Origin of the sequence: Flavobacterium sp. P21 (assembly GCF_050632225.1) — a bacterium.
Taxonomy (GTDB): domain Bacteria; phylum Bacteroidota; class Bacteroidia; order Flavobacteriales; family Flavobacteriaceae; genus Flavobacterium.
Genome location: NZ_CP192585.1, coordinates 4,484,557 through 4,509,845, shown reverse-complemented (window position 1 = coordinate 4,509,845; position 25,289 = coordinate 4,484,557). Strand labels below are relative to the sequence as shown.

Below are 25,289 nucleotides of genomic sequence, written 5' to 3'. Positions count from 1 at the left end.
GGAAAACCGTAATAAAATATCATTGTAAAAAGTTAGGTTTGCAGAAAAAAATAACTGCATTATTAATGAAAAAATACCCTATTCTTTTAGCTTTTTTGCTTTCTCTTAAATGTTTTGCCCAAAATGATTCAAAAACTGCATTTCAGAAGAGCAGATATGAATTGGCAGTTTCGTATTACCAGAAAGCTGATTTTAGAAAAGCATTAGACCTGTTTTCAATAGCTTCAAGACTTAAGCCTGAAAATGAATTAGGAAAAGAATCTGCTAAAAAAGTAGATGCATTGAAAACTATTCTGAGAAATGATGCTTTAAGCCGTATAGTAGGAACTTGGAAAATGACCGGAGATAAACCAGTCTGGGCTCAAGCAAAAGGCATAAGCCAAAATGAAACTGAAGAAATAATCGAAATTAATCAGGATAAGATTTTGTTTTATGAAACGAATCAAAAAACGCAAATCAAAAAACTAATCAAAACTGAAGATTTGAAATATTATAATAAAGATGCATGTGATGGTGTATTTTCAGATATTATTCTTTCTGATGGTACAATTTGGACTTGTCTTTTAAATGAAGAGACTAATGTGTTGCATGTTATTAATGTTGCCAGAAAAAAGGAAACTGGAGTTGAAAAGATAACAGAGAACAACGAAGAAGCTTATTTTGTTAAAGTGAAATAATGAAAAAAGGGAATCTATATTTGATTCCCTTTTTTATGTTTTGAAATAAGATTTTTTATAAAAACTTAAACCCAACAGAAAAATTTGAAATTCCGGTTTTCAAACTTCTTCCTGAAGGATCAAGATCCGTTACACCGGCAAGATATCTGTAGTCTACTGTAAATCGCCATAAATCAACTCCAACGCCACCTAGAAAACTGCTGTTGTTTTTTTCAAAAGCAATAAAGTTTAGATTATTGCTGGCATTGATGTCGGAATAATTTTTCCAGTTATATCCAAGAAAAATTCTCACATTGCCTAATTTTCCAAGAGGCAATACTTTTAATCCCGCAAGCAAAGTTGCATCTGTTCCCCCCAATTCATATTCTGTTTCCCCAACTCCAGTTTGCGAAACGCTGAATTTTGATTGTGCATAACCAAATTCTCCTTGAGCATAAAAAAGGGCCAAATTTACGCGTACAAATCCTGCAAATCCATAATCTGTTCCTGCGCTTTTAGAGCTAAAATCATCCGTGACAGCCGAAGTTATATTAGTAGAAAATTGAGGACCAACTTGTATTAATTGTGCAAAACCATTTGCACTAATACATAATAATACTGCGAGAATGAGTTTTTTCATAACTGGATTTTTTGTTTTCGACTCTATAAAATTAATTATTAAAAATTAATTTCGAATGATTTATCTTATTTATTTTAAGTTATCTTTTTGGAAATGAGTGTAATGTTGTTTTTGTGTTTCATTTAAAATCAAATTGTAAAATGCTCTAAATTTGAAGAAAAGATTAAATAATGAATTCATTAAAAATTACTGAGATTAAACCTTCTCAAACTTGGCAAATTCGTCATGAAGTAATGTGGCCAAATTTGCCTTTTGAATATGTTCAATTAAAGGAAGATGATTTAGGGTTGCATTTTGGAGCATTTTTAGATGAAAAATTGGTTTCTATTGTTTCTTGTTTTTTTAAAGATGATGAAATGCAGTTTAGAAAATTGGCAACGTTGGAAGAATTTCAAGGAAAAGGAATAGCATCAGAATTGCTGAAGCATATTTTTAGTCTTGCCAAGCAAAAAAACAGTGCCAAAATTTGGTGTAATGCACGTACGAACAAAAAGGCATTTTATGAGAAATTCGGAATGGTCGATACACATAAAATTTTCACTAAAGAAGGTCAAGAATTTACAATAATGGAAATTTTGCTATAAAAAAAGCATCGGAATTTGTAAATAAGATATTTGATGTCAGTTATTTATCATTTTTATGTTTTTTCCATTCTAAATTTTGCCGTTTTAAAATAAACGCCAATTCAAAATGAGGCCTCGTTATTCTTTTGATATAAATTTAGCAATTTAGTTGCGAATTGAGCAATGATGTAAATTGAAAACGTTTTCGTTTATTACGGACATGTTAAGACTTTCTTATTTTATTTTTTTGTTGCAATCTTTTATTACTTTCGCACCCGAATGAGAAAGATAATAGTATTTTTAGTGTTTATGAATTTGCTTCTGTCAGGCGGAGGCCAATATCTTAATGCCAATACTTTTGATGGTTCTCAACATCATACCTTCGAAAAAAAGCACCGTGTAAAATTCACTAATCAGGAAAGAGGCACTTCGGTTATTGAAGATGCAGATATTGATCTTGGTGAAGATTTGTCAGGAAATGACGATTTAAATGATGGGCTTCCGGTAAAACTTTTTGCAGTTAATTACAGCATACTTGATAGCTGGTATTTGACTTTTTCAGATCAATCTGCAACAAACGAATCAAATCGATTTAAAATCTACGCGCCTTTCTTAGCGCATTCAAATCCTATCTACATTACTCAACGAGTATTAAGAATTTGATTTAACAATATACATCGGTTACCTCAGCTGTAATCCTGCTATCTTGTTGATGTATTTTTTCTACCTCTTCTTGTATGAAAGTTTGGTTATATCTATTGGTATCTGATGCATTTTTCCATCCAAAGGAATCACTGTATTCCAAGCATTGAATCGCTTAATTTCCAAACTAAATCATGAAAAGAATTATTTTGTTCACAGGCTTAATGGCCTTTGTGTGCCTAACTAGTTGTACGACTAAAAAAGAAGAAAAAGAAGAAGTTGAAAAATTTACGGTAACAAATCCGATAAAAATTGACACTTCATTTACTAAAGAATATGTTTCGCAGATTAGATCTGTGAGAAATATTGAATTACGCGCCCAAGAAAAAGGGTTTTTGCAAAACATCTATGTTGACGAAGGACAGTTTGTAAAAAAAGGGCAATTGTTGTTTAAAATTATGCCTAACATGTATCAGGCAGAATTGCTTAAAGCTCAGGCTGAACAAAAGTCAACTGAAATTGAATTACAAAATGCTAAACTTTTAGCAGATAAAAATATCGTTTCTAAAAACGAATTGAGTGTTGCGCAGGCTAAACTGCAATCAGCAAAAGCTGAAGTTTCACTGGCAAAATTACATTTATCATTTACAGAAATCAGAGCTCCGTTTGACGGGACAATTGACCGTATTCCATTAAAATTAGGAAGTCTTATTGACGAAGGTGAATTATTAACAAGCCTTTCAGACAATAGTCAAATGTTTGCTTACTTCAATGTAACTGAGCCAGAATATCTTCAGTATGAAACTAATGTTGCGGGTCGTGCAGAAAATAAAGTAAACTTAGTTTTAGCAAATGGTGATACATTTAAGTATAAAGGAAATGTTGAAGTAATTGAAAGTGAATTCAACAATGAAACAGGAAATATCGCTTTTAGAGCAAGATTCCCAAACTCTGAAAAATTACTAAGAAATGGAGAAACAGGACAAGTTCAAATGTTCTTGCCTCTTAAAAATGCTATTGTAATTCCGCAGAAAGCTACTTACGAAATTCAGGATAAAAAATACGTTTTTGTAGTAGGGAAAGACAACAAAGTTAGCTCTAGAGAAATTACAATTACTGGCGAAATACCTGATTTATACGTAATAAAAAGTGGTATCACAGAAAATGATAGAATTTTACTTGAAGGTGTTCAGAAAGTAAAAGAAAACGACAAAATTAAATATGAATTCCAAGCGCCTCAAGAGGTAATAAAACATTTACGCGTAAAAGCGGAATAGGTTCTATTGGTAATAATCATTAAAAAATATAAAAATGTTTAATAAATTTATTCAAAGACCTGTTCTATCGATAGTTATATCGTTGGTTATTGTCTTTTTGGGAGTGTTATCGGTCTTAAGTTTGCCAATTACACAGTTCCCGACCATTTCACCACCAATGGTGAACGTTACTGCAGATTATCCAGGATCGAATGGTGAGTTGATGATTAAAGCCGTTGTAATTCCTTTGGAAAGAGCCTTGAATGGTGTTCCTGGAATGAAATATATGGCTTCTGATGCGGGTAATGATGGTGAGGCTACTATAAAAGTAGTATTTAATTTAGGTACAGATCCTAACCAAGCGGCAATTAACGTTCAGAACCGTGTGGCTTCGGTTACAAATAAGCTTCCTCCTTTGGTAATTCGTGAGGGTATCAAAATTACACGTGAAGTACCGAGTATGTTGATGTACGTGAATCTTTACAGTACAGACCCAAATACCGACATGAAATTCTTGTATAACTATGCTGATATCAACGTACTTTCTGAATTAAAAAGGGTAAATGGTATTGGTTCTGGGGATATCTTAGGAACACGTGAATATGCAATGCGTATTTGGTTGAAACCAGATCGTATGTTGGCTTATAAAATTTCTGCTGATGAAATAATGGAAGCATTATCAAGTCAGAGTTTGGAAGCTTCTCCAGGTAAAACTGGGGAGAGTTCTGGTAAACGTTCTCAAGCATTCGAATATGTGTTGAAATATTCTGGACGTTTTACAACAAAAGAACAATACGAGAACATTGTAGTAAAAGCAAATTCAAATGGAGAGCTTTTACGTTTGAAAGACGTTGCTAAAGTTGAATTTGGTAGCTCGATGTATGATATCTATTCTAATTTGAATGGAAGACCATCTGCGGCGATCGTATTAAAACAATCTTTTGGAAGTAACGCGAATCAGGTTATTGAAGAGGTAAAAGCAAAACTGGAAAAAATCAAACAGAAATTCCCTAAAGGAATGGATTATGAAATTTCATATGACGTTTCTAAATTCCTTGATGCTTCTATTGAAAAAGTAATCCATACACTTGTTGAGGCATTTATTCTGGTAGGTTTGGTAGTATTCCTTTTCTTAGGAGACTGGCGTTCAACAGTTATTCCAGCAATTGCGGTACCTGTATCATTAGTAGGAACATTTGTATTCATGACATTTTTCGATATTTCGTTAAACTTGATTACATTATTTGCTTTAGTATTAGCAATTGGGGTCGTGGTAGATGACGCGATTGTAGTTATTGAGGCGGTCCACGCCAAGATGGAAGAAGAACATCTTTCGCCATTTAAAGCGACAAAACAAGCAATGCATGAAATCGCTGGAGCGATCGTAGCGATCACATTCCTTATGGTCGCGGTATTTATTCCGGTAGCGTTTATGTCTGGTCCTGTAGGAGTATTTTACAGACAGTTCTCTGTAACTATGGCAACAGCTATTATTCTTTCTGGTATTGTCGCATTGACGTTGACACCGGCGCTTTGTGCAATGATGTTGAAAAATGATCACGGAAAACCTAAAAAGAAAACACCAGCGAATCGATTCATTGATGCTTTTAACGAAAAATTCAATTTAGCACAAGGTAGATATCAAAACGTATTAGGAAAAATCGTTAACAGACGAGTAGTAACATTTGTTGCTTTAATCGGATTTTGTATTGGAACTTGGGCGATAAGCAGTTCTGTTCCTTCTGGATTTATTCCGAATGAGGATCAGGGAATGTTTTACGCAGTTATTCAGACACCTCCTGGTTCATCATTAGAAAGAACAAACAATATTGCGGAGAGAGTTCAGAAAATTGCTGAAACTATTGATGGAGTAAAATCTGTTTCTTCATTAGCAGGATATGAAATTCTGTCTGAAGGTACTGGTGCAAACTCAGGAACATGTTTGGTCAACCTTAAAGATTGGAGTGACCGTAAAGAATCTGTTATTGAGATTATGCATGAAATGGAGGAAAAATGTAAAGATATTGCGGGGGCAAATATCGAATTTTTCCAACCACCTGCTGTACCAGGATATGGTGTCGCGGGAGGATTTGAACTTCGTTTGTTAGATAAAACAGGTTCTGGAGATTATAAACGAATGGAGAAGGTAAACAATGAATTTGTTGCTGAGTTGAATAAACAGCCAGAATTATCTAATGTATTTAGTTTTTATAGCTCAAGTTTCCCTCAATACATGATGAAAGTCGATAATGATTTGGCACAACAAAAAGGGGTTTCTATCGAGAATGCAATGAATACGTTGTCAACGCTTGTAGGTAGTAACTATGAAATCAGTTTTATCAAATTCGGAATCAACTACAAAGTAATCGTTCAGGCTTCGCCAGAATATCGTGCGCAACCAGATGATATCTTGAAATTGTATGTTAAAAATGATCGTGACGAAATGGTTCCATATTCTGCTTTCATGAGATTGGAAAAAGTGTACGGACTTTCTGAGATTACGCGTCATAATATGTACACCTCAACACAAATTAGTGGTTCTCCAGCGGCGGGTTACAGTTCTGGTACGGCTATTAAAGTGATTCAACAAATTGCAGAGAAAAAATTGCCTAGAGGATATGATATTGACTGGGCAGGTATTTCTGCCGATGAGGTTGCTCAAGGTAATCAAGCAATTTGGGTATTCTTGATCTGTTTAGGATTCGTTTATTTGGTTCTAGCGGCTCAATACGAGAGTTTTATTTTGCCATTATCAGTAATTCTTTCTTTGCCGGCAGGTATTTTTGGAGCGTTCCTTCTATTGAAATTCACAGGATTAGAAAACAATATCTATGCTCAAGTTGCCATGGTAATGCTTATTGGTTTATTAGGTAAAAATGCCGTATTGATCGTTGAGTTTGCGATTCAAAGGCATGTTGCCGGAAAATCGGTTCTTGACGCCGCGATGGAGGGTGCAAAAGCGAGGTTCCGTCCAATCTTGATGACTTCGTTTGCATTTATCGCTGGTTTGCTGCACGCTTGCTTTTGCAACGGGTCCGGGTAAAATTGGTAACCGAACTATTGGTACTGCGTACCGCGGGAGGAATGCTTATCGGAACTATTTGTGGGGTGTTCTTGATTCCAGGATTGTACTACATCTTCGGAAGAATTGCAGAAAAACACAAACTGGTTAAACATGAAGAAGAAAACCCATTAACTGAAGAAATTGACAACAATCATGTATAATAAATTAAAAGTATATAAATATAGCGCCGCATTAGGGTTGTGTTTGGCTGTAGTAGGTTGTAAAGCTCCTGCGCCAGATACAGCAACTACTAGTGCACCGGTTCCAGAATCATTTGGTGTCGCTACCACTCAGGATACAACAAATACATCAACTGTAAAATGGAGAGAGTTCTTTAAGGATCAAAACCTTGTCGATTTGATTGATGTAGCCCTGAAAAACAATCAGGAGTTAAACATGACGCCGCAGGAAATCGAAATTGCTAAGAACGATGTTAGAGTTCGTAAAGGACTTTTATTGCCGCAAGTTGGTGTTCGTGCCGGAGCTGGAGTAGAAAAAGTAGGAAGGTATACCAGCCAAGGTGCTGGTGATGCCACTACAGAAATTAAACCTGGCGTTGAAACTCCAGATCCACTTGGAGATTTTACTATTGCGGCTTATGCAAACTGGGAAGTTGATATCTGGAAAAAACTGCGTAATTCTAAAAAGGCGACCTTAAACAGATATTTAGCAACGGTTGAAGGGAAAAACTTTGTGGTTACCAATCTTATTGGGGAGATAGCTGATTCGTATTATGAATTATTAGCGCTAGACAATCAGTTAGATATTGTGAAGCAAACCATTACTTTGCAATCTAACGCTTTGGAAATTGTGAAAATTCAAAAGCAAGCGACAAGAGCTACAGAACTTGGTGTTAAGAAGTTTGAAGCCGAAGTATTGACTTCAAAAAGTATGGAGTTTGATATTTTGCGACAAATTAAAGAAACGGAAAACAAAATTAATTTCTTGTTAGGACGTTATCCTCAGGAAATTAAAAGAAGCAACACAAAATTCCTGACTTTGTTGCCAGCTTCAGTAAGCGCAGGGATTCCATCTCAATTGTTGATGAATCGTCCTGATGTTAAGCAAGCAGAATTAGAATTGGTTGCCGCAAAACTAGATGTAAAAGTGGCTCGTGCAGAATTTTATCCGTCACTTGACATTACGGCGACTTTTGGAGTTCAAGCTTTCAAGCCATCTTATTTGTTTACGCTACCTGAATCACTTTTATATTCATTGGCAGGAGATCTTGTCGCGCCATTGATCAATAGAAACGCAATTAAGGCTGAGTTTTCAAGTGCAAATGCGAGACAGCTTCAGGCATTATATAATTATGATAAAACGATTTTAAACGCTTATTTAGAAGTATCTAATCAGCTTTCTAAAATTGATAATCTGCAAAAAAGCTATGATTTGAAATCACAACAAGTTGATGCATTAAACAAGTCAATTGATGTATCTAATGATTTATTCAAATCTGCAAGAGTCGATTATTTTGAGGTTTTAATGACACAACGTGATGCATTAGAAGCAAATTTAGAATTGATAGATACTAAAAAAGAACAACTTAACGCCGCGGTTCATGTTTACAGAGACCTAGGCGGAGGTTGGAAGTAGAATACCCATTTTAATTAGTTATTAGTAGAGGCCTCTCAGAAGTTAAATTCTGGGAGGTTTTTTTATAGTTTCGAAGGAACAAATTATATTGTAAAGCTGAACTGGACTAAAGTCCAATTTAAATGTAATAATGCAAAAAGCCTTTCAGAACATTTCTGAAAGGCTTTGTTTAAATTTGGCTTATTTAGGAATAATTATTTTCGCTCTAAAACCTTTATCTGGTTCTGTTTCAAAATCTACGCTTCCTTTAACGGCCTGAATGCGGCTTTCCATATTCTGTAGACCGTTTTTTATAATCTTATCTTTGTTGCAACCAATGCCGTTATCGGTGTAATTGATGAAGATTGAGTTTTGATCGCTTTCAAATTTTATGGCAACAAGATTTGCTTTGCTGTGTTTTTTCATATTTACCAAAAGCTCTTGTAAAATTCGGCTAATGGTGATCTTTTTTATATCATCGATCAATTCCCAATGTATGTTTTCTAAATTAGTAAATATGATATTTCTTGTGCTGGTATTGTAAGTTGAAAACAGTTCTTTTATGTTTCTGGTGAAATTTGCACCCGTATCAATTTTATTATTTTCTTTTGAAATTCCTCTTACACGGCCATAAATATCATCTAATTTTTGAAGAAGATTCTCTTTGGTGTTTTCTATGGACAAAGGCTGAGATTCTGTAAAAGCAATGACATTAAAAACGTCGTTTGCTAATTCATCGTGGATTTTTTTAGCAATTCTGGTTTCGGTTTCGTACGAAGCTTTAAATTCGATTGCCTTGTTTTTATTTTTGTAATAGCGCACTAGAATTGCTATTAAAATCACAAGAAAAACAAATATGATTACTAATACAATTCGCAGGAATTTTTCTTTTGAAGCGCTAACTGGTTTTCCGCTTTTTCTAAACGAAGTTTTTCATTTTCGTCTTTTTCTTTTTTAGCATCGTATTTAATTTTAGCGAATTTATTTTTGAAGTTGTTTCTAACCTTAATAATACTGTCGTTTAGCGTAAAATACTTTTGAACATATTTTTGCTTTTTAGGACTGTGGTCATTTGAAATTAAAATTTGCAAGGCTTCTAATCTTTCATCAACGCTGTTTAGTTTTGTAGAAATATTGTATGCTGTTAGCGCATTTTCATCTGATTTTTGAACGTCTTTTTTGGAATAATAATCGGCCAAATGAAGGTAGCTTTCAATACTTCCGTATGTATCTTTGATTTCATTTCTTTTTTGAGCGCATTATCCATTAAATGAAATCCTTTTTCATCCATTCCATATTTAAAATAGGCATACCCCAAATTATCTTGAATTCGAGCTTTAGAGGATGCTTGAGCTTCATTATTTAATAAATTTTTGCCCAAAATAGATTCTAAAAGAGCAATTGCCTTATCGTACTTTTTTTGTTGGATATAGATGGGGCCAATATTAGATAGCGGGCCTAGTTTTGCAATAGGATCTTTATATTCTTTTGCAGATTCTTTATAATAATAAATTGCATCATTGTATAAGGAAAGTTCTTTATCGGCAATGCCTAAGACGATATTTATATCAGGAGCGTATATACTATTTTTTTTAAAATACGCTGATGCTTCAGTAACTGTTTCCTTGCTACCGTAATAATCTCCGTTAACTTGCTGTATTGCGGCCAGCTGTAGAAGGACATATCCAATATTGACACTGTCTTTTAAAGTTTCGAAAAGTATTTTAGATTTATTAAACTCATGAAAAGCAGTGTTGAAATTTTGTTTTAAGATATTTTCGTATCCTTTATTTCGTAAGCTAAGCGCTTCTTTTTGTATAGCTTCTGTATTAGGACTAACGGTCTTTTTTCTTTACATGAAAAAAGAGAAAGAAGAATTATAAAATAAAAAAACGGGGACCGTAACATATAAATTTACTTTCCCCGAAAATAGTAATTAATTAGATACTAAAAATATATTTATTCATCAGTTGGTGGTGGTTTAATCGGACCACCATCACCAGGACCATCATCACCAGGAGTTCCGGTTCCAGGCCCAGTACCCGGTCCATCCTCAGCAAAGGTATCTTTTGCTGGATTAATAGTTTTTTTGGTTTCTTGTTTTGGTTGCGTTTCAATTTCATCCGGTGTACAAGAAAATATAGTGAACATTAACGCAATAGCGCTAAAAAATAATAGCTTTTTCATTTTGATTTAATTTAGAAATTAGACATAGGTATTGCTGTCCGGAGTTATCCAGAGTTTGTTATTGGCAATACCAAATTGGTTTTGGGAAGTTGATCGTGTAGAACTGTAAGACGTAATTTAAACTTCCCGAATAAACTCGGTCTTACGGTTTTCCACAATGTTAATTAGAACTAGTTTTTTATTTTTGTTTTAGTCTGCAGACAAAACTTGAACTAATTTCTTATGCAAAGGAAAGGCACTTCTAGGCTACTGTAGATAAGGAATTCCCGGAATTCCTGCGTTTTCCTGAGATTCCTGAAATTTCCCAATAAAATAAAAATGCAATGCCTATTTTTTATTAAATGTTGTTTGAATTTAGATGAATCTCTATTTTAATAGAGGTAAAAATCCTGAAGAAAGTTGGATGAACTGAAAAAAAAGTGGCAATAATGTGGAATCAAAATAAAAATTGAAAACGCTGAAAATAATTTGAATTTTAGAAGTCAAAAGTAAAGGCATGTAAAAAGATTTAGATTAAAAATGAAAATAAAGACCCCAGAGAGTTTCTTAAAAAGAGAAGATGAATAATACATTAGAAGAATATAAAAAGGCGATTAAAATTAAATATGAACTCGAAAAAGAAGGAGAACACTTCGATTACTTGTATAATCCATCTCGAGGAAAACTCCGCGATTTGTGCTGGCTTATTTTCGAAAATAATCCAACCCAAGATGATTTGAATGTTTTTAAGAATTTATTGTGTTTAGATTTTGATCATACAAAAAAGAATAAGTTTAAGGAACAAAAAGACAAGTTTAGGCCAATCGAAACCTTTTTTAAAGGCGAAACAGATCCGTCAAATATTGACGCAATAAATCTTGCGGCAATTCTGGTCGATTTTCAGTCGCGCCCTTTTAAAAAGTTTAATGAAAAGTGTCGAGTTGAAGAAATCAAAATGGCTAAAAATGCAGAAAGTATTAAAGCAACTTCTGAAATCGAGAATAAAGTCATAGAATCGAAGGGTTTTGTGAAAAATGAAAATGAAGAGTCTGAAGAGTTTCCCGAGAAAGGAAATCCTTTTTTGGATTTAAAAGACCTATATTCTAATTCTAAAAAAATAGCTCAGAACATACCGCTGAAAAGAGCAATTAAGATTGCGATAGGAACGGTCTTACTGGCGTCTTCTGCTTGTTTAAATTATGTGCAGAAAAAAGATAAGGTAGAATAATTTCCAAATGAAGATGGAAAGCATTTTGAAGAATAAAATGCAAAAAGTTGAAAAATGGATAATTTTTTGAAGCGTAATTTAGGCATTTAAAAAGTTTGTTTTTCGGCATATATTTATTGTTATTTACACTATAAAGATAAGAAAAAAATCTCGTTAAACCTAATAAAATCAAGGAAATAATGTTTTTTTTGCCTTTTTCAGTAACTTTTTTTTCGGTTATTTTAGGTTTGTTTTTCGATGAATAATTTGGGCGAAGTTTGTTTTTTTAGACCGAATTGCCATAAAATTATTTATATTTATAAAAGAGTAAAACAATCTGATTTCGGTCAAGAATCAATTTAAAATATTATTTATGAAAAAGCTTTTAATACTATTAATTCTTTTATCTGCTTTCGGTTGTAAAAAATATGTAGTGTCTTTTGAACAGCCAACGAATATGAAATTGGATAATTTAAAACTGGAAGTATTTCTGGATAAGACGAAAGTTCAGGATATCAACTTAAAAGCAACAGATGAAATGCCGACTTATGAAACAGCAAAATTTTCAATATCTGATGACGGAAAACATGTGATTCAAATCAAAACAAAAGATACGACCTTTAGTTATGATATAAAATATCCAGAAGAAAAATATATTAAAGTGACAGCCCACTTGCAAAGCAACGGTAAGCTTTATGTCGGAATTCAAAAGCAGAATTATAAGTTTAGATTTCAATAATAGAATGATATTATTTTAAATATAAAAGCCTTTCACAATTAATGGAAAGGCTTTTGTTTTTAGGAATAAGTCTCTTAGGATAAAAAATCTTTAAACCATAATCCAGAATTTTTTATGGTTCTCTTTTGCGTTTCAAAATCAATATGGATTAATCCAAATCGGGCGTTATAACCTTCTGCCCATTCAAAATTATCAGTTAAAGTCCAAACAAAATAGCCATCGACATTTAAGCCTTCCTCTTTGGCTTTTAAAATTTGTTCCAAATGATCCTGAATGAAATGTGTACGTTTTATGTCATACACTTTTCCATTTGTAACGGTGTCAGGAAATGCGGCGCCGTTTTCAGTAATTATGATTTTTTTGATGCCTTCGTAGCTGTTGAATCGTTTTAAAATATGATAAAGCGCAGGGGGATAAACTTCCCAGCCCATTTCGGTAGAAATTACATTTCGTTTTTCGGCGCTTATCAACTCGGCACCAATATATGGCGTCAATAATGATGCTTTTACAACCTCTCGAGTGTAACATTGGAGTCCGATGAAGTCAAAGTCGAACGCAAGATTGTTTCGATCATCTTCAAGAATATAATTATTCAATTTTTTTAAAACTGGCAGATCTTCCTGCGGATAACCAAGTCCTAAAAGCGGTTCGATAAAAGTTCGGTTTAGCAACGTATCAACACGTTTTGCGGCTTCGACATCCTTCTGATTTTGAGAAAAAGGTTCTATATGTGTGCAGGAAAAAGTTGTTCCGATATTTGCATCTGCAACATTTTCACGGAGTTTTTTTGCGCCAGCAACTGTTGCTAAAGTCACATGATGCATGGCTTTAATATAATTTGTGATGCCTTTTTTCCAGGCGCATGTATGCCCAAAAAATAGCCCGCGCCAGTAAAAACTGAAGGTTCATTAATGACCATCCAATTTTTTACGCGATCACCAAAATGTTTTGCACAAATATCCACATAATCTGAAAACCAAGAAACAGATTCACGATTGGTCCATCCGCCTTTTTCTTCAAGTGCATATGGCAAATCCCAGTGATACAGTGTCACCCATGGTTCAATTCCTTGTGCTAAAAGCGAATCGATAATTTTATTGTAATAGTCAATTCCGGCTTGATTTACAGGATGAATTCCTGTTGGCATAATTCGAGGCCAAGAAATTGAAAATCGAAAATTAGGAATATTTAACTCGCGAATCAGACTAATGTCTGTTTGATACGAATTATAGAAATCACAAGCAGTTATAGCATGATGCCCGTTTTTGATTTTTCCTTTCTGAGTGGTAAAAACATCCCAGATAGAAGAACCTTTTCCGTCGGTATCATGAGCTCCTTCAATTTGGAAAGCGGCAGTTGAAACACCCCACAAGAAATCTTCACCAAATTGATTTTTGTTCAAAAATGATTTGTCAATTTTATTCATTCAATTATTCTTTCCTTTTTTAATTTATTAATGAAGGAAAGAAGATTGCATTGCTCTTAAAAAAAGCCATTCTTTGAATGATACTAGAAAATTTAGATTAAAGAATTTCATAACTTTTTGTTTTATTCAAATTAAGAAAACTAATGTGAATAAATTGTAAAGTCATTATTATCAAATAATTAAATACGATAAAAGATCCGGAAAAATCGGTGAAAAGCGCATGAGAAACCTCTGGGGACAATTTTAAATAATCCCCATATCTTTTGCAATATAAACAAGCTGGACAGTATTGCCGGCTTTGAAAAAATCTTTCAGTTTGGATAATCTTTTTTCAATGGCGCTTTTGCTGTTGGGCTTTATATTGGCATTTTTGAAAATTTCGATAATATCGTCTTGTGATTTTCCTTCAGCGAGGTATTTCAGAATTGTAATATCGATGTTATCAATTTCAAAGCTGTTTTTTTCCTGAAGCACAGATGCAATTTCTGGTGAAATGAATTTGTCTTCAGAAGCCGAAATAATCCCGATTGCTTTTTTAAGCTCGTCAATGCTGTTTCTTCCTTTCAAAACAAAAGCATTTATCGCCGCGTTTTCAAAAAGCGATTTTATACGGTAACTTTTGTCCTCGACTGAATAGGTTAATATTTTAATATCAGGTTGGATTTCTCGTGTTTTCTGTACCAATTCATCGCCACTAGCAAGCTTTACCTCACGATGATCTGTTTTGAACGAAAGGTCGCTTATCAATAAATCATAAGGATCATTGTCCTGAATGGCTTTGCGTATTTTTAAATAGGCGTCATCGCAATATTTGGAATAGTCGAAATTTTCAATTCCTAAATCTTTCAGGACTTGCTCGATTCCAAAACTGATGCTATCTAGATCTTCGGCTATTATTACTTTTTTAAACATAACAAATTATTTAGGCATGGATATCTTTATTTTAAAACCTTTATCAGGTTCAGTGTCAAAATTAATGGTTCTCTTTGGAAGCAAAATACGGTTTTCCGTATTTTGGAAATCATTTTTCAAAGGAACCGCTATTTTGCCTTTGCATGAACTAGCAAAAACAGCTATAATGAAACGTAAAAAAGAGATCCTAGCATAAGATTTACTTTCGCCGAAAGTAGTAATTAATTATTTAAGGCAATTTTTTAAGATTTCAAAATTTGGCACAAGCATTGCTATTCAGAATTGTTCTGAATCGTTTTTTAGCAATGAAACTTTCTGTTTGCGAAGAAAAGAGCGTAGAATTGTAAGCTTGATTTTGGGTTTTCTCCTAAACAAAAATTTACGGTTTCCCGCAATTTAGAGGTAAACTAGTTTTGTAAATTTGTTATGATCGCGAGTCAGAACGAGAACTAATTCTGAGGCAAAGTAATTATATGTTTTCCTCTGAATTGAAAAGAAATCCGGAGATTCCAAATGTTCCTGATTTTCTTGAAAAATCCGAGAATTAACGCTAAAAATCCTGAAAATCCTGAATGTATATGGACCACATTACACGATGCAATTATGAAAAAGCTTATAAAGAAGCTATAAGAACAAAATATAATATCGAAAAAGAATTAGGGGAAAACTCTAATTATCTGGAGACACCTTCTCAAGCCCATTTGAGAGATTTATGTTGGAAAATATTACGTGAAAATCCTGCTCCAGATGATTTAAAAGTGTATTGGGATTTTAAAGGTGTTCCTTTTGATAAAAATATAGAGGATACTTGCACAACTTATACGGATAAGTATAAAAAAGTAGGCGCATTTTTGAAGGGAGAGAAAGAACCTCTAAAAATAGATACTGTTGATATGGCGGCAATTTTGATTGATTTTCAGCCAAGGCCTTTCAGGAAATTTAAGGCTAAAGCAATGTCTCAGGAAGAGCAAATTCCTGTTTTTGGTCCGGAAGTTTTATACAAAAATGAAGTTGAGAAAACTGCCGAAAATTTGAAACATTCTGAAACAGCTGTTTTTGTAAAAACGCCAAATAAGAAAAGAAAATTTAGAATTTATAAGTCAAAATTTAAAATGTTTCGAATTGCATCAATAACGGCTGTTCTTTGTTTGATTGGTGTTATTATTTATCTGGCGCTTCCGCAGAAAGAGTGTATGCAGTGGTCAGGCGATCATTATGAGCTTGTTAGGTGCGATTTGAAATCACAAAGTTCGCTTACAAGAAATCCAGTTGAATTATTAGATGAAAGTTTGGTTCATTTGCAGAAAGTAGATATTGATGATCATACTATTTGTTTTGATAAATACGGTCGCGCTATAATTTGGTATGCCCAAACTGCTGATGGAATTGACTTTTTTAACGGTCATGGAAGACATCCTGAAAATAATATTGCGCTGAAACCAGTCACAAAAGATATTTTTAGAAAGTACGCGCATAAATCTAGTGCGACAAAATAAAAAAAAACCTCCCAAAATAAACTTTAATTTGGGAGGTTTTTTAATTCGTTTTTATTGATTCGGTTATTATTTTTTTGATTTTATAATTAAAAGAAGAAATTAATCTTCCCAGCCACAAAGAGTCAAACCGTATCCTTGAGCTTTTTTAAGAGTAACTTTTGTAATTTCATGATTACATGAACTTAGTCCGCGACAGTTTGCGTTATAATGATATTTCTTGGCGCCAGTTGGGCCACACAAATATACTGTGGTTTCGAGCGGACAAAATGAAGTTAAAAAAGTAAAGAGAAGTAATAAAGCATATTTCATTTTGACTTAATTTATTTTACTACTAATTGATATTCATTTCTATTATTATCAAACGCTTTTAATTTTCCATGAGAAATCCATTCTGTAGTAATTTCTAGCTCAAGAATGCTATCAGTTATTAAAATTCCTGCGCCATATTTTCCTTGAACATTTATATTTCCAAAAACTGAATCGCCTCTTGCATTGATTCCTTTTACATCATAATTGTATTCGTAATGACCCGGATTTCCTGTGCGGTATTCATATTGATAGGTTTTATTTACGTGATAAGTTTTAGCTTCTTCTGGTGTAATGGTTTTTCGGTCGTCTGCGGTAACTATTTCTTTATAAAACGTATTGATGTGTTGTGGAGGCAGAGCACCAGATTTTTTGCAAGAATAAAACGTAAATATTAAAAGCAAGATGAGGTATTTTTTTTGCATAGGCTATCAGGTATTTAGGTTAGAGTTAGAAGCTTTATTTAGTTGCTAAATCTAATTAAGATGGACCTTATTAAGATAAGTACTTATACGTGATTTTATTCTGTTTCGTAAATTGCTACTGTGTCTAATAACTCTTTTTCAAATTGGTAAATATCATCAATTGATGAAATTGAAATTTTAGATTCGATTTTATTATCATTAAACAGGCTTATATATTTTTTACCACCATTAAGATGCAGTCTGCATAAAGGTTTACGATTATTATCGTCTAGTAAAATTCCAAAATAGGATTGTGTATCGCGATAAACAATTCTGTTAATTGGGAGTTTTCGGCGTAAAATGGCAACCACTATTCGATAACCGTCAAGTTCTTCTTCAGTTGTATTAATTTTATTGTCGTCTTCAATAACTGAAATTTCTTCGACTTGCTGTTTGATTGTTTCTTTAGTTAAAGCAGCATTTAAACGATCATTAATTTTATCATTGATAAATTGATTCACTGATTTTTGAACCAAATCTTTAAATTCATCAAGAACTTTCTCAGTTAGTCTTCCTGCGTATACTTTATTGGCAAAAAGTTTTGTAAAATCATTTGAAGGATTTTCTAATTCTGCACTTATCTGCTTTTTTATTTCTTTAATATATTTTAGAGAACTTGCATTACTTACAATATTATTTACATCAAAATTTGCTTTATGAAATTTTGCAATTTCGTTTATTGTGTTTTCTTTTAGATTGCAGATGTCAAATTCTAAAAATGGCTTTTCATCCATTTTATTTTGATCATCTAAATCGGTAAAAAATTGATAGGTAATACCATTTGTCAAAAGTGCAAATCGAGTTTTTGTAACATGAAAATAACGGAATAACTGCGAATTATGAACCGTAAGATTTTCTTTCCAACTTTTGCATTCAACAATTATAATAGGCTCGCCATTTTGAAAAATAGCATAATCTACTTTTTCTCCTTTTTTCAGTCCAAGATCTGCTGTGAATTCAGGAACTACTTCCAGCGGATTAAAAGCATCATAACCCAAAATATGTATAAAAGGCAATACAAAAGCATGTTTTGTAGATTCTTCCGTTTCAATTTTACTTTTCAGCTGATTTATCTTATCGGCAAGCGATTTTAGTTGAATATTCATTTCCATAAAATATTGATTTTAAGATTAGTTATTCAAAAGTAAAACCTGTAAAATCAATATTTTATGGAAATCCGTAATCGGGTAAAGTTTTTAAAGAAGCTTTTTATAAAATTATGTAAACAGAAAAAAGAGGACAATGAAGTTCCTCTTTAAAACATTTAGTTTTTGAATTTTTTACTCTTTTTCGAGAATACTTAAAAGTTTAGTTTCTACAATCAATCATAATAGTACCCGCTTGGCAGATATACACACGATTAACTCGTGGATCACCTTGATAATGATTTTCGAGATCTTCTTTTAAATCTTCGTATTCTTCTGAACTCACAATTTGTTGTATTTTTACGTTTATTAGACGACCAAATGGAGTAATAGAATATAATCCATCACTTGTCGTTTTAGAATATTTATTACCCAAAAATCCATAGCTTTCATATTCAGTTTGTAAAGATTGTACAAATGAATCGGTCTCTTTAAATAATTCATTTTTGTTTGAACAGCTAAACATTATTATTGCTATAAAAAGCAGGATACTTTTTTCATAACTTAATTCTTTTACATTTTGTTAATTTGTGAAAGATTACCATTTTAAATCTATAGTATTAAATTCAAGTATTTGATTGCCTTCACGATATAACGGTAATGAAACAAGTATTTTTTTTGATCTTTTTAACTTTGATAAAAACTTTGCTTCGTTATCAATAAAAATTAAGTCACTACTGCTGTCTTGTGGTTCACTATAGCTAAATTTTATTGGCTTCTCGTCATCAAAACGAACTGTAATAAAATTATTATCATATCCTCCGCTTATTTGCCCTTTATCAATACTTAGATATATGTCCAAGCGGTCTTTTTTCTTAATATTAATCGGCCATAATTATTTCCATCATATGGAAATTCTAGATTTAAGCTTTCATTAGATATTATCTGTGCAAACTTGATTGATTTTGATGTCATTTTATCAGTTGATTCATGATATTCCCATTTATTAGCTATGGTTGGTGTAGTTGAATCGACAATTACTGCCGCTGAATCGACTGCTACTGCTATTTCATCATATGATGAGGTTGTTCTTTGGCAAGAAAATAGTAATACGACAATAAATGATGCGATGATTTGTAAGACATTTTTTTTCATTTTTTTGAATTTAGTTGATTAATAATCCAAAAGTAAAATCAATAAAACCAGAATTTTACGGAAATCCATAATTCGTAAAATTTTAAATTTGGACAATAAAAAAAGCTCCCGAAGGAGCTTTAAAATAGGAATTATACGAGTTTAAATTATTCCCATATCTTTTACAATTGAAATTAAATGAATGGTATGATTGGCTTTAAAAAGTTCTTTCAGCTTATTTACTCTTTTTTCGATTTGAGAAAAAGAGAGATCTTTTAGAGAAAGAATATCTTTCATTTCAAATGTTCCATATCCTTGAGATAAATAACTTAGAATTTCTAAATCAATATTGTCAATATCATCCATATATGATTCAGATAATGAAATCAGATCTAAATCATCTTTATTAGGAATTGATGTAATCAATTCTTGATTGTTGAAATCTCTTAAAGCTTCAGATAATTTATTAAAAACTTTAATATGAATGTTAGGATTTAGTCCAATGAGATCATTTTTTAAAACAGGATTTAAATATAATAAATCTTTACTTTCAGTATAGTAGTCTTGATCTTTAGAAATAATCCAAATTCTATTAATCTTAGGTACAATATTTAAAAGCATTTCCCAAGATAATTGGTCTCCCAGAGGGTCATTTTTTTGCCGGGTGGATTGCCAATTTCTTTTCGATATCTAGCTCTAATTAGATCATCAGTTGATGGTTGAATACTTCTCAGATATAATGAAGATAATGCTCTAGAAACATTATCTTCGGATGAAGAAACATTGGACAATGTTTCATTTAAAATTTTCATGAGCTCGTTATTAGAATCTTTAATTTGTTGTTCTAATTTTTTTCTTGAAGTATTCCAATATTTTAATTTAGATGAAGTCTCTTGATCCAGATGTTCTGGTAAAGCTATATCTGTTATTGCTATTTGTTTTATATAATTATCTATTGATTGCTTGAAGACGTTCAGTTTATTTCTATCAATTTCATTTTTAAATTGCTCAGTAAAAAATATTTTGGTTTTAACTTCTATCACAGAGTTCAATAGTTTTTTAAACTCAGGTTTATTTGAATTGTAAAATCCGAGAAAAATATTTGCATCAATATATAAAATGTTCACTTAGTAATTATTTTAAATTTCTATAATTAATATTAAAAGTAACAAAAACATAACTATAATACTTATTGATCTAAAATTAAATAGCTTTCCAGATAGATTCAAAACTTTTTGCTTCTCCTTCTAATAAAGGTAAATATGTATAATCACCTTTTGTATTTTCGTATAATTTTGAATTCTTTACATCTAAAACTGCAAAAATGATTTCATCTCCAGTTTCTTTTCGCAATTGACTTTCCATCAAAGATAAGATTTGTGATAATTTATCTTTGGAAATTTTATCAGCTTTTAAAAATAATTTAATTACATAAAATTTGTTGTCAAATGAAAGACCTAGTTCTGGATTTATTTTAATATCGAGATCTCCTGTCAACCAATGATAAAATGGAGGATCAAACCATTCAATTTTTTCTTTCCCCAGAATTTTTTGTACCCATCAATTGATATTGGGTAGTTAACTTTCTTTTTTAAATCAGTCAATTTATGAAGTAAATTATCTAGCAATTTTTTATCGTCATTGTTTTTGTGTATTTCAATAATTTCTTCTCGAAAAGCTTTATAAAAATCGGAAGCAGGATGATAAGTGTTTCGGTATTTTACTTGTTTAACTTTTGTCATTTTAGAGTTTCCAGATTTATTTACAAAATCTATAAAATCAGTTAAAGATACGCTAATTGCATTTTTCTTTTTTTATATTTTTCCATATGTGAATTATTTAAAGTTATTAATAACCCAAAAGTAAAATCAATAAAACCAGAATTTTACGGAAATCCATAATCCATAAAATTTTAAAATTTGGCAATAAAAAAAGCCCCCGAAGGAGCTTTGAAATAGGAATAGTAGGAATTTAAATTATTCCCATATCTTTCACAATTGAAATCAAATGAAGCGTATTGTTAGCTTTAAAAAAGTCTTTTAATCTCGAAAGTCTTTTTTCCATAGCACTTTTGCTGTTTGGTTTAGTTCCTAAGTCTTTTAGAATTTCTATTATTTCATCTTGAGAAGTTCCGTTGGCCAAATATTTTAAAATCTTAATATCTAATTCTTCAATTTCGAAATTATTTTTTTCCTGTAAAGCCGAAGATATTTCTGGAGAAATAAATTTTTTATCAGAACTTGAAATTAGATTGATTGCTTTTTTTAATTCTTCAATACTGTTCAAACTTTTTAAAACAAAAGCATCTATTTCGGCATTTTCAAAAAGCGACTTAATACGAAAGCTTTTGTCTTCGACAGAATAAACAATTATTTTAATATCAGGTTGTAATTCACGTACTTTTTGAACCAGTTCATCTCCATTTATAATATTCGGTTCACGATGATCTTTTTTGAAGGAAAGATCACTTATTAATAAGTCGAATGGTTCATTTTTGTGAATTGCGACGCGTATCTTTAGAAATGCATCATCACAAAATTTAGAATGTTGGTAATCGGCAATATTTAAATCTTTCAAAACTTGTTGAATTCCTAAATTCATTGCATCGATATCTTCAGCTATAATTACTTTTTTAAACATAGGCTTTTATTTAGGCATCGTTATTTTTACTTTAAAACCTTTTTGAGGTTCGGTTTCAAAAGTAATGGCTCCTTTTACAGATAAAATACGGTTTTCCATATTTTGCAGACCATTTTTTATAATCTTTGATTTTTCACCGCCTTTTCCGTTGTCCGAATAATTTATAAAGATTTTAGTACTGTCGGTTTCAAATTTTAAAACAACTACCGAAGCTTCACTATGCTTTTTCATGTTAACCATTAATTCTTGTAAAACGCGATGAATTGTTATCTTTTTAAGCTCTTCAATTACATCCCAATTTATTTTTTCGACACCATTAATTGAGACATTTATATTTTTGTCGCTGTAAGTTGAGAGCATGTCTTTTAAATTTCTAGAATAATTTGTTCCAGTATCTATATCATTATTTTCTCTTGAAATACCTCGAACACGAGTATAAATATGATTTAGTTTTTGCAATAAGATTCCGGTATTATTTTCGGTTGTTAAAGATTGAGTTTGTGTAAAGGTTATTGTATCGAAGACATCATTTGCCAATTCATCATGTATATCTTTTGCAATTCTTGTTTCAGTGTCGTAGGCAGTTTTTATTTTTCCAAGTCGTTCTTTATTTTTATACCTATTTCTTAAATAAACACCTGAGAATACAACAGCGATTAAAGTGGCAAATAAAATTACTTTGTCTTTCTCGGCTTCTTTGATAGCTACTAAATCTTCCGCTTTTTCTAAACGCAATTTCTCATTTTCGTCCTTTTCCTTTTTTGAATCGTATTTAATTTTTGCGAATTTGTTTTTAAAATTATTCCTAACCTTTAGAATGCTATCATTTAAGAAAATGAATTTTTGAATGTATTCTGTTTTATTGATCACAGAATTATTGGTCATTAAAAATGATAACGCTTCTAAACGTTCATCGATACTGTTAAGTTTTGTGGCAGTTTCATAAGCATTTAAGGCAAATTGTCTGGATTTTTGAGGCTCGCTATCGGTATAATATTCAGTTAAATGTAAATTGCTTTCAATACTTCCGTAATCATCATTGTATTTATTTCTTGTATCTAAACCTTTTTGCATGAACAAAAGACCTTTTTCATGCAGTCCTTTTTTATATAAAGCATAGCCTAAATTATCTAAGATAAGCGCATTGCTATTTTGATCTCCCTCTCCAGATTTTTTTGTATTTATAATTGATTCAAAGATTTTTATTGCGTTATCGTATTTCTTTTGATGAATATAAATAACTGCAATATTGTTTAAAGGAGTTTGTTTACATAAAGAGTCAGCACAATCTTTTAATGCCTCATTATAGTAATAAATAGCATCATCATAATTTGATAATTCTTTATCAGCAATTCCGAAAAAATTATTGATTGAAACACTATAAATGTCTTTTTTCTTGAGGTAGGGTAAGGCCTCGGTCAATGTTTCTTTGCTCCCATAATAGTCTCCATTTATTTGCTGAATTGACGCCATTTGAATGAGATTATACATGATATTAGCACTGTCATTTAATGTTTCATATGCTATTTTTGCTTTATTGAAGTTGAGAAATGCCGCATTAAAATTTTTGTTTTCAAAGTTTATTAGTCCTTTTTCCCGATATGTGCTTGCTTCTTTTCTAATAGGCTCAGGTTGAGGAATACTGGTTTTCTTTTCTTTACATGAAAGAAGGAGCAGAAAAATTAAGGAATAAAAAAACGGGGATCGTAGCATAAAACTTACTTTCCCCGAAATTAATAATTATTTATAAACTAATCATCTTTATTTATTCATCAGCCGGTCCCGGTGGCGGTGGCGGTGGTTTTATTGTTCCGTCTCCAGGACCATCATCTGCATAAGAAGGTTTTGCTGGATTAATTTCTTTTTTAACATCATCATATTCGTCGGCCGTGCAAGAGAATAATGTAGCTGACAATAGCGCGAACGCTCCCAATAAAAATATCTTTTTCATGTTTTTTACGATTAAATTTTAGACATGGGTATGGCTGTCCGGAATTATTCCAGATCTAGTCAATACCATTTTTGTTTGGGAAGTGAAATGCGTAGAACAGTAAGATTTTCATCTATACTTCCCGGATAAATTCCGTCTTACGGTTTTCCGCATTTTTAATAAAACTAGTTTTGTATTTTTGTTTTTAACCTGCAGGTCATAACGTTAACTAATTTTGTTGAGGCAAAGTTATGTTGGGTTTAGAGCTGTATTGATCAGAAAGTCTGGAAAGTCTAATTAGTTTTTTTAAAGTCAGGATAAGTTCTAAAAAGTCACAAAAAGTAGAATAAAGTACTTTAGAAAAGTTGTAAAAAGTTCAAATGCCTATGTCAAACATTACTTTTGAAGATTATAAAAATGCTATTAAAGCGAAATATGAAAAGGAAAAAGAAGAAGGGGATTATTCAAATAATTTAAGTTCGCCAACACCTGCAAATCTTAGAAAATTATGTGTCAAAAGATTTAAGTCAAATTCTGATAAAGAAGATTTAAATGCTTTTGAATCTTTTTTTGATTTTCCATTTGATAAGGATAAAAAGAATTTGTTTGGAGATGATGAGATGAACAAATTAGAAGCGGTTAAGAGATTTTTTCAAGGTAAAACTGAGAAACCATCTGAAGACACTATTCAATTGGCCGCTATACTTGTAGATCTTCGCCCAAGACCTTTTAATAAGTTTAGGAAACAAATAGATGAAGAAGATTTAGAATTGTTCAATGAATTGACGATCCCTAATAATTCTGCTAAAGAAGTCGCTTCTGATAATTTGAATGATCAAGTTGAAATTGAAAACTCTAATGATTCAAAAACAGATTTTGTTATGGAAGAACCTCTACCAGTTCAAAGTAAAGGAGCTAAATCTGAAGAAACACCAGTATCGACTTTTGTTAATTTAGATGAGAAACGAAAATCTAATAAATTTAAATATTTAGCAATTGTGGCTGTTCTAGCTGGATTGGGTTTAATAATTTTTTTAGCCTTACCACGAAAAGAATGTATGCAATGGTCAGGTGATCATTATGAAATTGTAGATTGTAATTTAAAATCTGAAGGATTTATAAGTGGTAATCCTGTGGAGTTATTAGATGAGAATTTAGTTGGTCTTAAGAAAATAAAGGTTTGTGATACAACAGTTTATTTTGATAAGAATCATAATGCAATTATATGGTATGCAAAAAGAGGAGATAGCATTGATTTTTTTAACAATCACGGAAGACATCCAGAAAATAATAGTCCCTTAAGACCAGTTACAAAATATATTTTAGACAAGTACGTCAATAAGAAGTAGAGAAATAAAAAAACCTCCCAAAATAAATTTTATTTTGGG

Annotated in this window: 27 protein-coding genes and 2 pseudogenes; 10 read left to right on the top strand and 19 right to left on the bottom strand. The window is 31.9% G+C overall.

The window, feature by feature from the left end:
- The first annotated feature begins 65 nt into the window (after positions 1-65).
- Positions 66-677, top strand: a complete 612-nt coding sequence (locus tag ACQ9BO_RS22570) for a hypothetical protein (protein WP_431242576.1) — start codon at positions 66-68, stop codon at positions 675-677.
- A gap of 55 nt (positions 678-732) precedes the next feature.
- Here ACQ9BO_RS22570 and ACQ9BO_RS22565 read toward each other — a convergent pair whose 3' ends face one another.
- Complete coding sequence (locus tag ACQ9BO_RS22565; RefSeq protein ID WP_431242575.1) at positions 733-1,296, bottom strand: hypothetical protein; 564 nt, start codon at positions 1,294-1,296, stop codon at positions 733-735.
- Between the two features lie 170 nt (positions 1,297-1,466).
- Here ACQ9BO_RS22565 and ACQ9BO_RS22560 point away from each other — a divergent pair, with 170 nt between their 5' ends.
- From ACQ9BO_RS22560 to ACQ9BO_RS22540, 5 genes and pseudogenes are all read left to right on the top strand, one after another.
- Positions 1,467-1,880 (top strand): GNAT family N-acetyltransferase, encoded by a 414-nt coding sequence (locus ACQ9BO_RS22560; protein ID WP_431242574.1) that lies wholly within the window; start codon positions 1,467-1,469, stop codon positions 1,878-1,880.
- 258 nt (positions 1,881-2,138) lie between these two features.
- Positions 2,139-2,522 carry a hypothetical protein gene (locus tag ACQ9BO_RS22555; protein WP_431242573.1) on the top strand — a complete coding sequence of 128 codons (384 nt, stop codon included), beginning with the start codon at positions 2,139-2,141 and terminating at the stop codon, positions 2,520-2,522.
- Between the two features lie 173 nt (positions 2,523-2,695).
- Complete coding sequence (locus tag ACQ9BO_RS22550) at positions 2,696-3,778, top strand: efflux RND transporter periplasmic adaptor subunit (protein WP_132989812.1); 1,083 nt, start codon at positions 2,696-2,698, stop codon at positions 3,776-3,778.
- Positions 3,779-3,812: 34 nt separating this feature from the next.
- A pseudogene (locus ACQ9BO_RS22545) lies at positions 3,813-6,982 on the top strand (efflux RND transporter permease subunit).
- The gene (locus ACQ9BO_RS22540; RefSeq protein ID WP_431242572.1) at positions 6,975-8,417 is read left to right on the top strand and encodes a TolC family protein; all 1,443 of its coding nucleotides are present in this window, start codon (positions 6,975-6,977) and stop codon (positions 8,415-8,417) included. Before ACQ9BO_RS22545 ends, ACQ9BO_RS22540 begins: the two are co-directional and overlap by 8 nt.
- A 180-nt stretch (positions 8,418-8,597) precedes the next feature.
- On the opposite strand, the gene ACQ9BO_RS22535 is transcribed toward ACQ9BO_RS22540, so the two are convergent.
- The 3 genes from ACQ9BO_RS22535 to ACQ9BO_RS22525 all read right to left on the bottom strand — a co-directional run bounded on the left by ACQ9BO_RS22535 (position 8,598) and on the right by ACQ9BO_RS22525 (position 10,583).
- Positions 8,598-9,239, bottom strand: a complete 642-nt coding sequence (locus ACQ9BO_RS22535) for a sensor histidine kinase (RefSeq protein WP_431242571.1) — start codon at positions 9,237-9,239, stop codon at positions 8,598-8,600.
- A 20-nt stretch (positions 9,240-9,259) separates the two neighbouring features.
- Positions 9,260-9,595: a hypothetical protein gene (locus tag ACQ9BO_RS22530; RefSeq protein ID WP_431242570.1), complete on the bottom strand. Its 336-nt coding sequence runs from the start codon at positions 9,593-9,595 to the stop codon at positions 9,260-9,262.
- Positions 9,596-10,355: 760 nt separating this feature from the next.
- Entirely contained in the window at positions 10,356-10,583 is a 228-nt protein-coding gene (locus tag ACQ9BO_RS22525) for a hypothetical protein (protein WP_431242569.1), read from the bottom strand.
- Positions 10,584-11,142: 559 nt separating this feature from the next.
- Between ACQ9BO_RS22525 and ACQ9BO_RS22520 the strand changes: the two genes are divergently transcribed.
- Complete coding sequence (locus ACQ9BO_RS22520; RefSeq protein ID WP_431242568.1) at positions 11,143-11,790, top strand: hypothetical protein; 648 nt, start codon at positions 11,143-11,145, stop codon at positions 11,788-11,790.
- A 352-nt stretch (positions 11,791-12,142) separates the two neighbouring features.
- Positions 12,143-12,508: a hypothetical protein gene (locus ACQ9BO_RS22515; protein ID WP_431242567.1), complete on the top strand. Its 366-nt coding sequence runs from the start codon at positions 12,143-12,145 to the stop codon at positions 12,506-12,508.
- A 74-nt stretch (positions 12,509-12,582) separates the two neighbouring features.
- On the opposite strand, the pseudogene ACQ9BO_RS22510 reads toward ACQ9BO_RS22515, so the two are convergent.
- Positions 12,583-13,934, bottom strand: a pseudogene (locus ACQ9BO_RS22510) (GH1 family beta-glucosidase).
- Between the two features lie 243 nt (positions 13,935-14,177).
- Positions 14,178-14,846: a response regulator gene (locus ACQ9BO_RS22505; RefSeq protein WP_431242566.1), complete on the bottom strand. Its 669-nt coding sequence runs from the start codon at positions 14,844-14,846 to the stop codon at positions 14,178-14,180.
- A 578-nt stretch (positions 14,847-15,424) separates the two neighbouring features.
- Here ACQ9BO_RS22505 and ACQ9BO_RS22500 point away from each other — a divergent pair.
- On the top strand, positions 15,425-16,342 hold the full coding sequence (locus ACQ9BO_RS22500) for a hypothetical protein (RefSeq protein ID WP_431242565.1): 918 nt from the start codon (positions 15,425-15,427) through the stop codon (positions 16,340-16,342).
- Positions 16,343-16,441: 99 nt separating this feature from the next.
- Here the strand turns inward: ACQ9BO_RS22500 and ACQ9BO_RS22495 are convergent, their stop codons facing one another.
- From ACQ9BO_RS22495 to ACQ9BO_RS22435, 13 genes are all read right to left on the bottom strand, one after another.
- Positions 16,442-16,651 (bottom strand): hypothetical protein, encoded by a 210-nt coding sequence (locus ACQ9BO_RS22495; RefSeq protein ID WP_431242564.1) that lies wholly within the window; start codon positions 16,649-16,651, stop codon positions 16,442-16,444.
- Positions 16,652-16,662: 11 nt separating this feature from the next.
- Positions 16,663-17,052 carry a hypothetical protein gene (locus tag ACQ9BO_RS22490; RefSeq protein ID WP_431242563.1) on the bottom strand — a complete coding sequence of 130 codons (390 nt, stop codon included), beginning with the start codon at positions 17,050-17,052 and terminating at the stop codon, positions 16,663-16,665.
- Between the two features lie 116 nt (positions 17,053-17,168).
- A complete protein-coding gene (locus ACQ9BO_RS22485; protein WP_431242562.1) occupies positions 17,169-18,224 on the bottom strand; it encodes a type I restriction endonuclease in 1,056 nt (351 codons plus the stop codon).
- Between the two features lie 196 nt (positions 18,225-18,420).
- Positions 18,421-18,723, bottom strand: coding sequence for a hypothetical protein (locus ACQ9BO_RS22480; protein WP_431242561.1), 303 nt, complete (start codon positions 18,721-18,723; stop codon positions 18,421-18,423).
- A gap of 72 nt (positions 18,724-18,795) precedes the next feature.
- A complete protein-coding gene (locus ACQ9BO_RS22475; RefSeq protein ID WP_431242560.1) occupies positions 18,796-19,059 on the bottom strand; it encodes a hypothetical protein in 264 nt (87 codons plus the stop codon).
- On the bottom strand, positions 19,044-19,352 hold the full coding sequence (locus tag ACQ9BO_RS22470; RefSeq protein WP_431242559.1) for a hypothetical protein: 309 nt from the start codon (positions 19,350-19,352) through the stop codon (positions 19,044-19,046). The genes ACQ9BO_RS22475 and ACQ9BO_RS22470 overlap by 16 nt, the downstream gene beginning before the upstream one ends.
- A 141-nt stretch (positions 19,353-19,493) precedes the next feature.
- The gene (locus ACQ9BO_RS22465) at positions 19,494-19,952 is read right to left on the bottom strand and encodes a hypothetical protein (protein ID WP_431242558.1); all 459 of its coding nucleotides are present in this window, start codon (positions 19,950-19,952) and stop codon (positions 19,494-19,496) included.
- Positions 19,943-20,458 carry a PIN domain-containing protein gene (locus ACQ9BO_RS22460; RefSeq protein ID WP_431242557.1) on the bottom strand — a complete coding sequence of 172 codons (516 nt, stop codon included), beginning with the start codon at positions 20,456-20,458 and terminating at the stop codon, positions 19,943-19,945. Before ACQ9BO_RS22460 ends, ACQ9BO_RS22465 begins: the two co-directional genes overlap by 10 nt.
- A 76-nt stretch (positions 20,459-20,534) precedes the next feature.
- Positions 20,535-20,828, bottom strand: coding sequence for a hypothetical protein (locus ACQ9BO_RS22455; RefSeq protein WP_431242556.1), 294 nt, complete (start codon positions 20,826-20,828; stop codon positions 20,535-20,537).
- The gene (locus tag ACQ9BO_RS22450) at positions 20,825-21,073 is read right to left on the bottom strand and encodes a hypothetical protein (protein WP_431242555.1); all 249 of its coding nucleotides are present in this window, start codon (positions 21,071-21,073) and stop codon (positions 20,825-20,827) included. The genes ACQ9BO_RS22455 and ACQ9BO_RS22450 overlap by 4 nt, the downstream gene beginning before the upstream one ends.
- A gap of 229 nt (positions 21,074-21,302) precedes the next feature.
- On the bottom strand, positions 21,303-21,971 hold the full coding sequence (locus ACQ9BO_RS22445; protein ID WP_431242554.1) for a response regulator: 669 nt from the start codon (positions 21,969-21,971) through the stop codon (positions 21,303-21,305).
- Positions 21,972-21,977: 6 nt separating this feature from the next.
- Positions 21,978-23,444: a tetratricopeptide repeat-containing sensor histidine kinase gene (locus tag ACQ9BO_RS22440; RefSeq protein ID WP_431242553.1), complete on the bottom strand. Its 1,467-nt coding sequence runs from the start codon at positions 23,442-23,444 to the stop codon at positions 21,978-21,980.
- Between the two features lie 292 nt (positions 23,445-23,736).
- Entirely contained in the window at positions 23,737-23,922 is a 186-nt protein-coding gene (locus tag ACQ9BO_RS22435) for a hypothetical protein (protein ID WP_431242552.1), read from the bottom strand.
- Between the two features lie 365 nt (positions 23,923-24,287).
- Between ACQ9BO_RS22435 and ACQ9BO_RS22430 the strand changes: the two genes are divergently transcribed.
- The gene (locus tag ACQ9BO_RS22430; RefSeq protein WP_431242551.1) at positions 24,288-25,250 is read left to right on the top strand and encodes a hypothetical protein; all 963 of its coding nucleotides are present in this window, start codon (positions 24,288-24,290) and stop codon (positions 25,248-25,250) included.
- Positions 25,251-25,289 lie beyond the last annotated feature (39 nt).

Coding starts and splice junctions, on each gene's coding strand:
- ACQ9BO_RS22570 (WP_431242576.1), top strand. CDS start 66: ATGAAAAAATACCCTATTCTTTTAGCTTTTTTGCTTTCTCTTAAATGT.
- ACQ9BO_RS22485 (WP_431242562.1), bottom strand. CDS start 18,224: ATGGAAATGAATATTCAACTAAAATCGCTTGCCGATAAGATAAATCAG.
- ACQ9BO_RS22465 (WP_431242558.1), bottom strand. CDS start 19,952: ATGCTTTTAAATATTGTACCTAAGATTAATAGAATTTGGATTATTTCT.
- ACQ9BO_RS22540 (WP_431242572.1), top strand. CDS start 6,975: ATGTATAATAAATTAAAAGTATATAAATATAGCGCCGCATTAGGGTTG.
- ACQ9BO_RS22435 (WP_431242552.1), bottom strand. CDS start 23,922: ATGAAAAAGATATTTTTATTGGGAGCGTTCGCGCTATTGTCAGCTACA.
- ACQ9BO_RS22495 (WP_431242564.1), bottom strand. CDS start 16,651: ATGAAATATGCTTTATTACTTCTCTTTACTTTTTTAACTTCATTTTGT.
- ACQ9BO_RS22470 (WP_431242559.1), bottom strand. CDS start 19,352: ATGAAAAAAAATGTCTTACAAATCATCGCATCATTTATTGTCGTATTA.
- ACQ9BO_RS22555 (WP_431242573.1), top strand. CDS start 2,139: ATGAGAAAGATAATAGTATTTTTAGTGTTTATGAATTTGCTTCTGTCA.
- ACQ9BO_RS22515 (WP_431242567.1), top strand. CDS start 12,143: ATGAAAAAGCTTTTAATACTATTAATTCTTTTATCTGCTTTCGGTTGT.
- ACQ9BO_RS22430 (WP_431242551.1), top strand. CDS start 24,288: ATGTCAAACATTACTTTTGAAGATTATAAAAATGCTATTAAAGCGAAA.
- ACQ9BO_RS22440 (WP_431242553.1), bottom strand. CDS start 23,444: ATGGCGTCAATTCAGCAAATAAATGGAGACTATTATGGGAGCAAAGAA.
- ACQ9BO_RS22505 (WP_431242566.1), bottom strand. CDS start 14,846: ATGTTTAAAAAAGTAATAATAGCCGAAGATCTAGATAGCATCAGTTTT.
- ACQ9BO_RS22520 (WP_431242568.1), top strand. CDS start 11,143: ATGAATAATACATTAGAAGAATATAAAAAGGCGATTAAAATTAAATAT.
- ACQ9BO_RS22550 (WP_132989812.1), top strand. CDS start 2,696: ATGAAAAGAATTATTTTGTTCACAGGCTTAATGGCCTTTGTGTGCCTA.
- ACQ9BO_RS22480 (WP_431242561.1), bottom strand. CDS start 18,723: ATGTTTAGCTGTTCAAACAAAAATGAATTATTTAAAGAGACCGATTCA.
- ACQ9BO_RS22525 (WP_431242569.1), bottom strand. CDS start 10,583: ATGAAAAAGCTATTATTTTTTAGCGCTATTGCGTTAATGTTCACTATA.
- ACQ9BO_RS22445 (WP_431242554.1), bottom strand. CDS start 21,971: ATGTTTAAAAAAGTAATTATAGCTGAAGATATCGATGCAATGAATTTA.
- ACQ9BO_RS22560 (WP_431242574.1), top strand. CDS start 1,467: ATGAATTCATTAAAAATTACTGAGATTAAACCTTCTCAAACTTGGCAA.
- ACQ9BO_RS22500 (WP_431242565.1), top strand. CDS start 15,425: ATGGACCACATTACACGATGCAATTATGAAAAAGCTTATAAAGAAGCT.
- ACQ9BO_RS22450 (WP_431242555.1), bottom strand. CDS start 21,073: ATGACAAAAGTTAAACAAGTAAAATACCGAAACACTTATCATCCTGCT.
- ACQ9BO_RS22565 (WP_431242575.1), bottom strand. CDS start 1,296: ATGAAAAAACTCATTCTCGCAGTATTATTATGTATTAGTGCAAATGGT.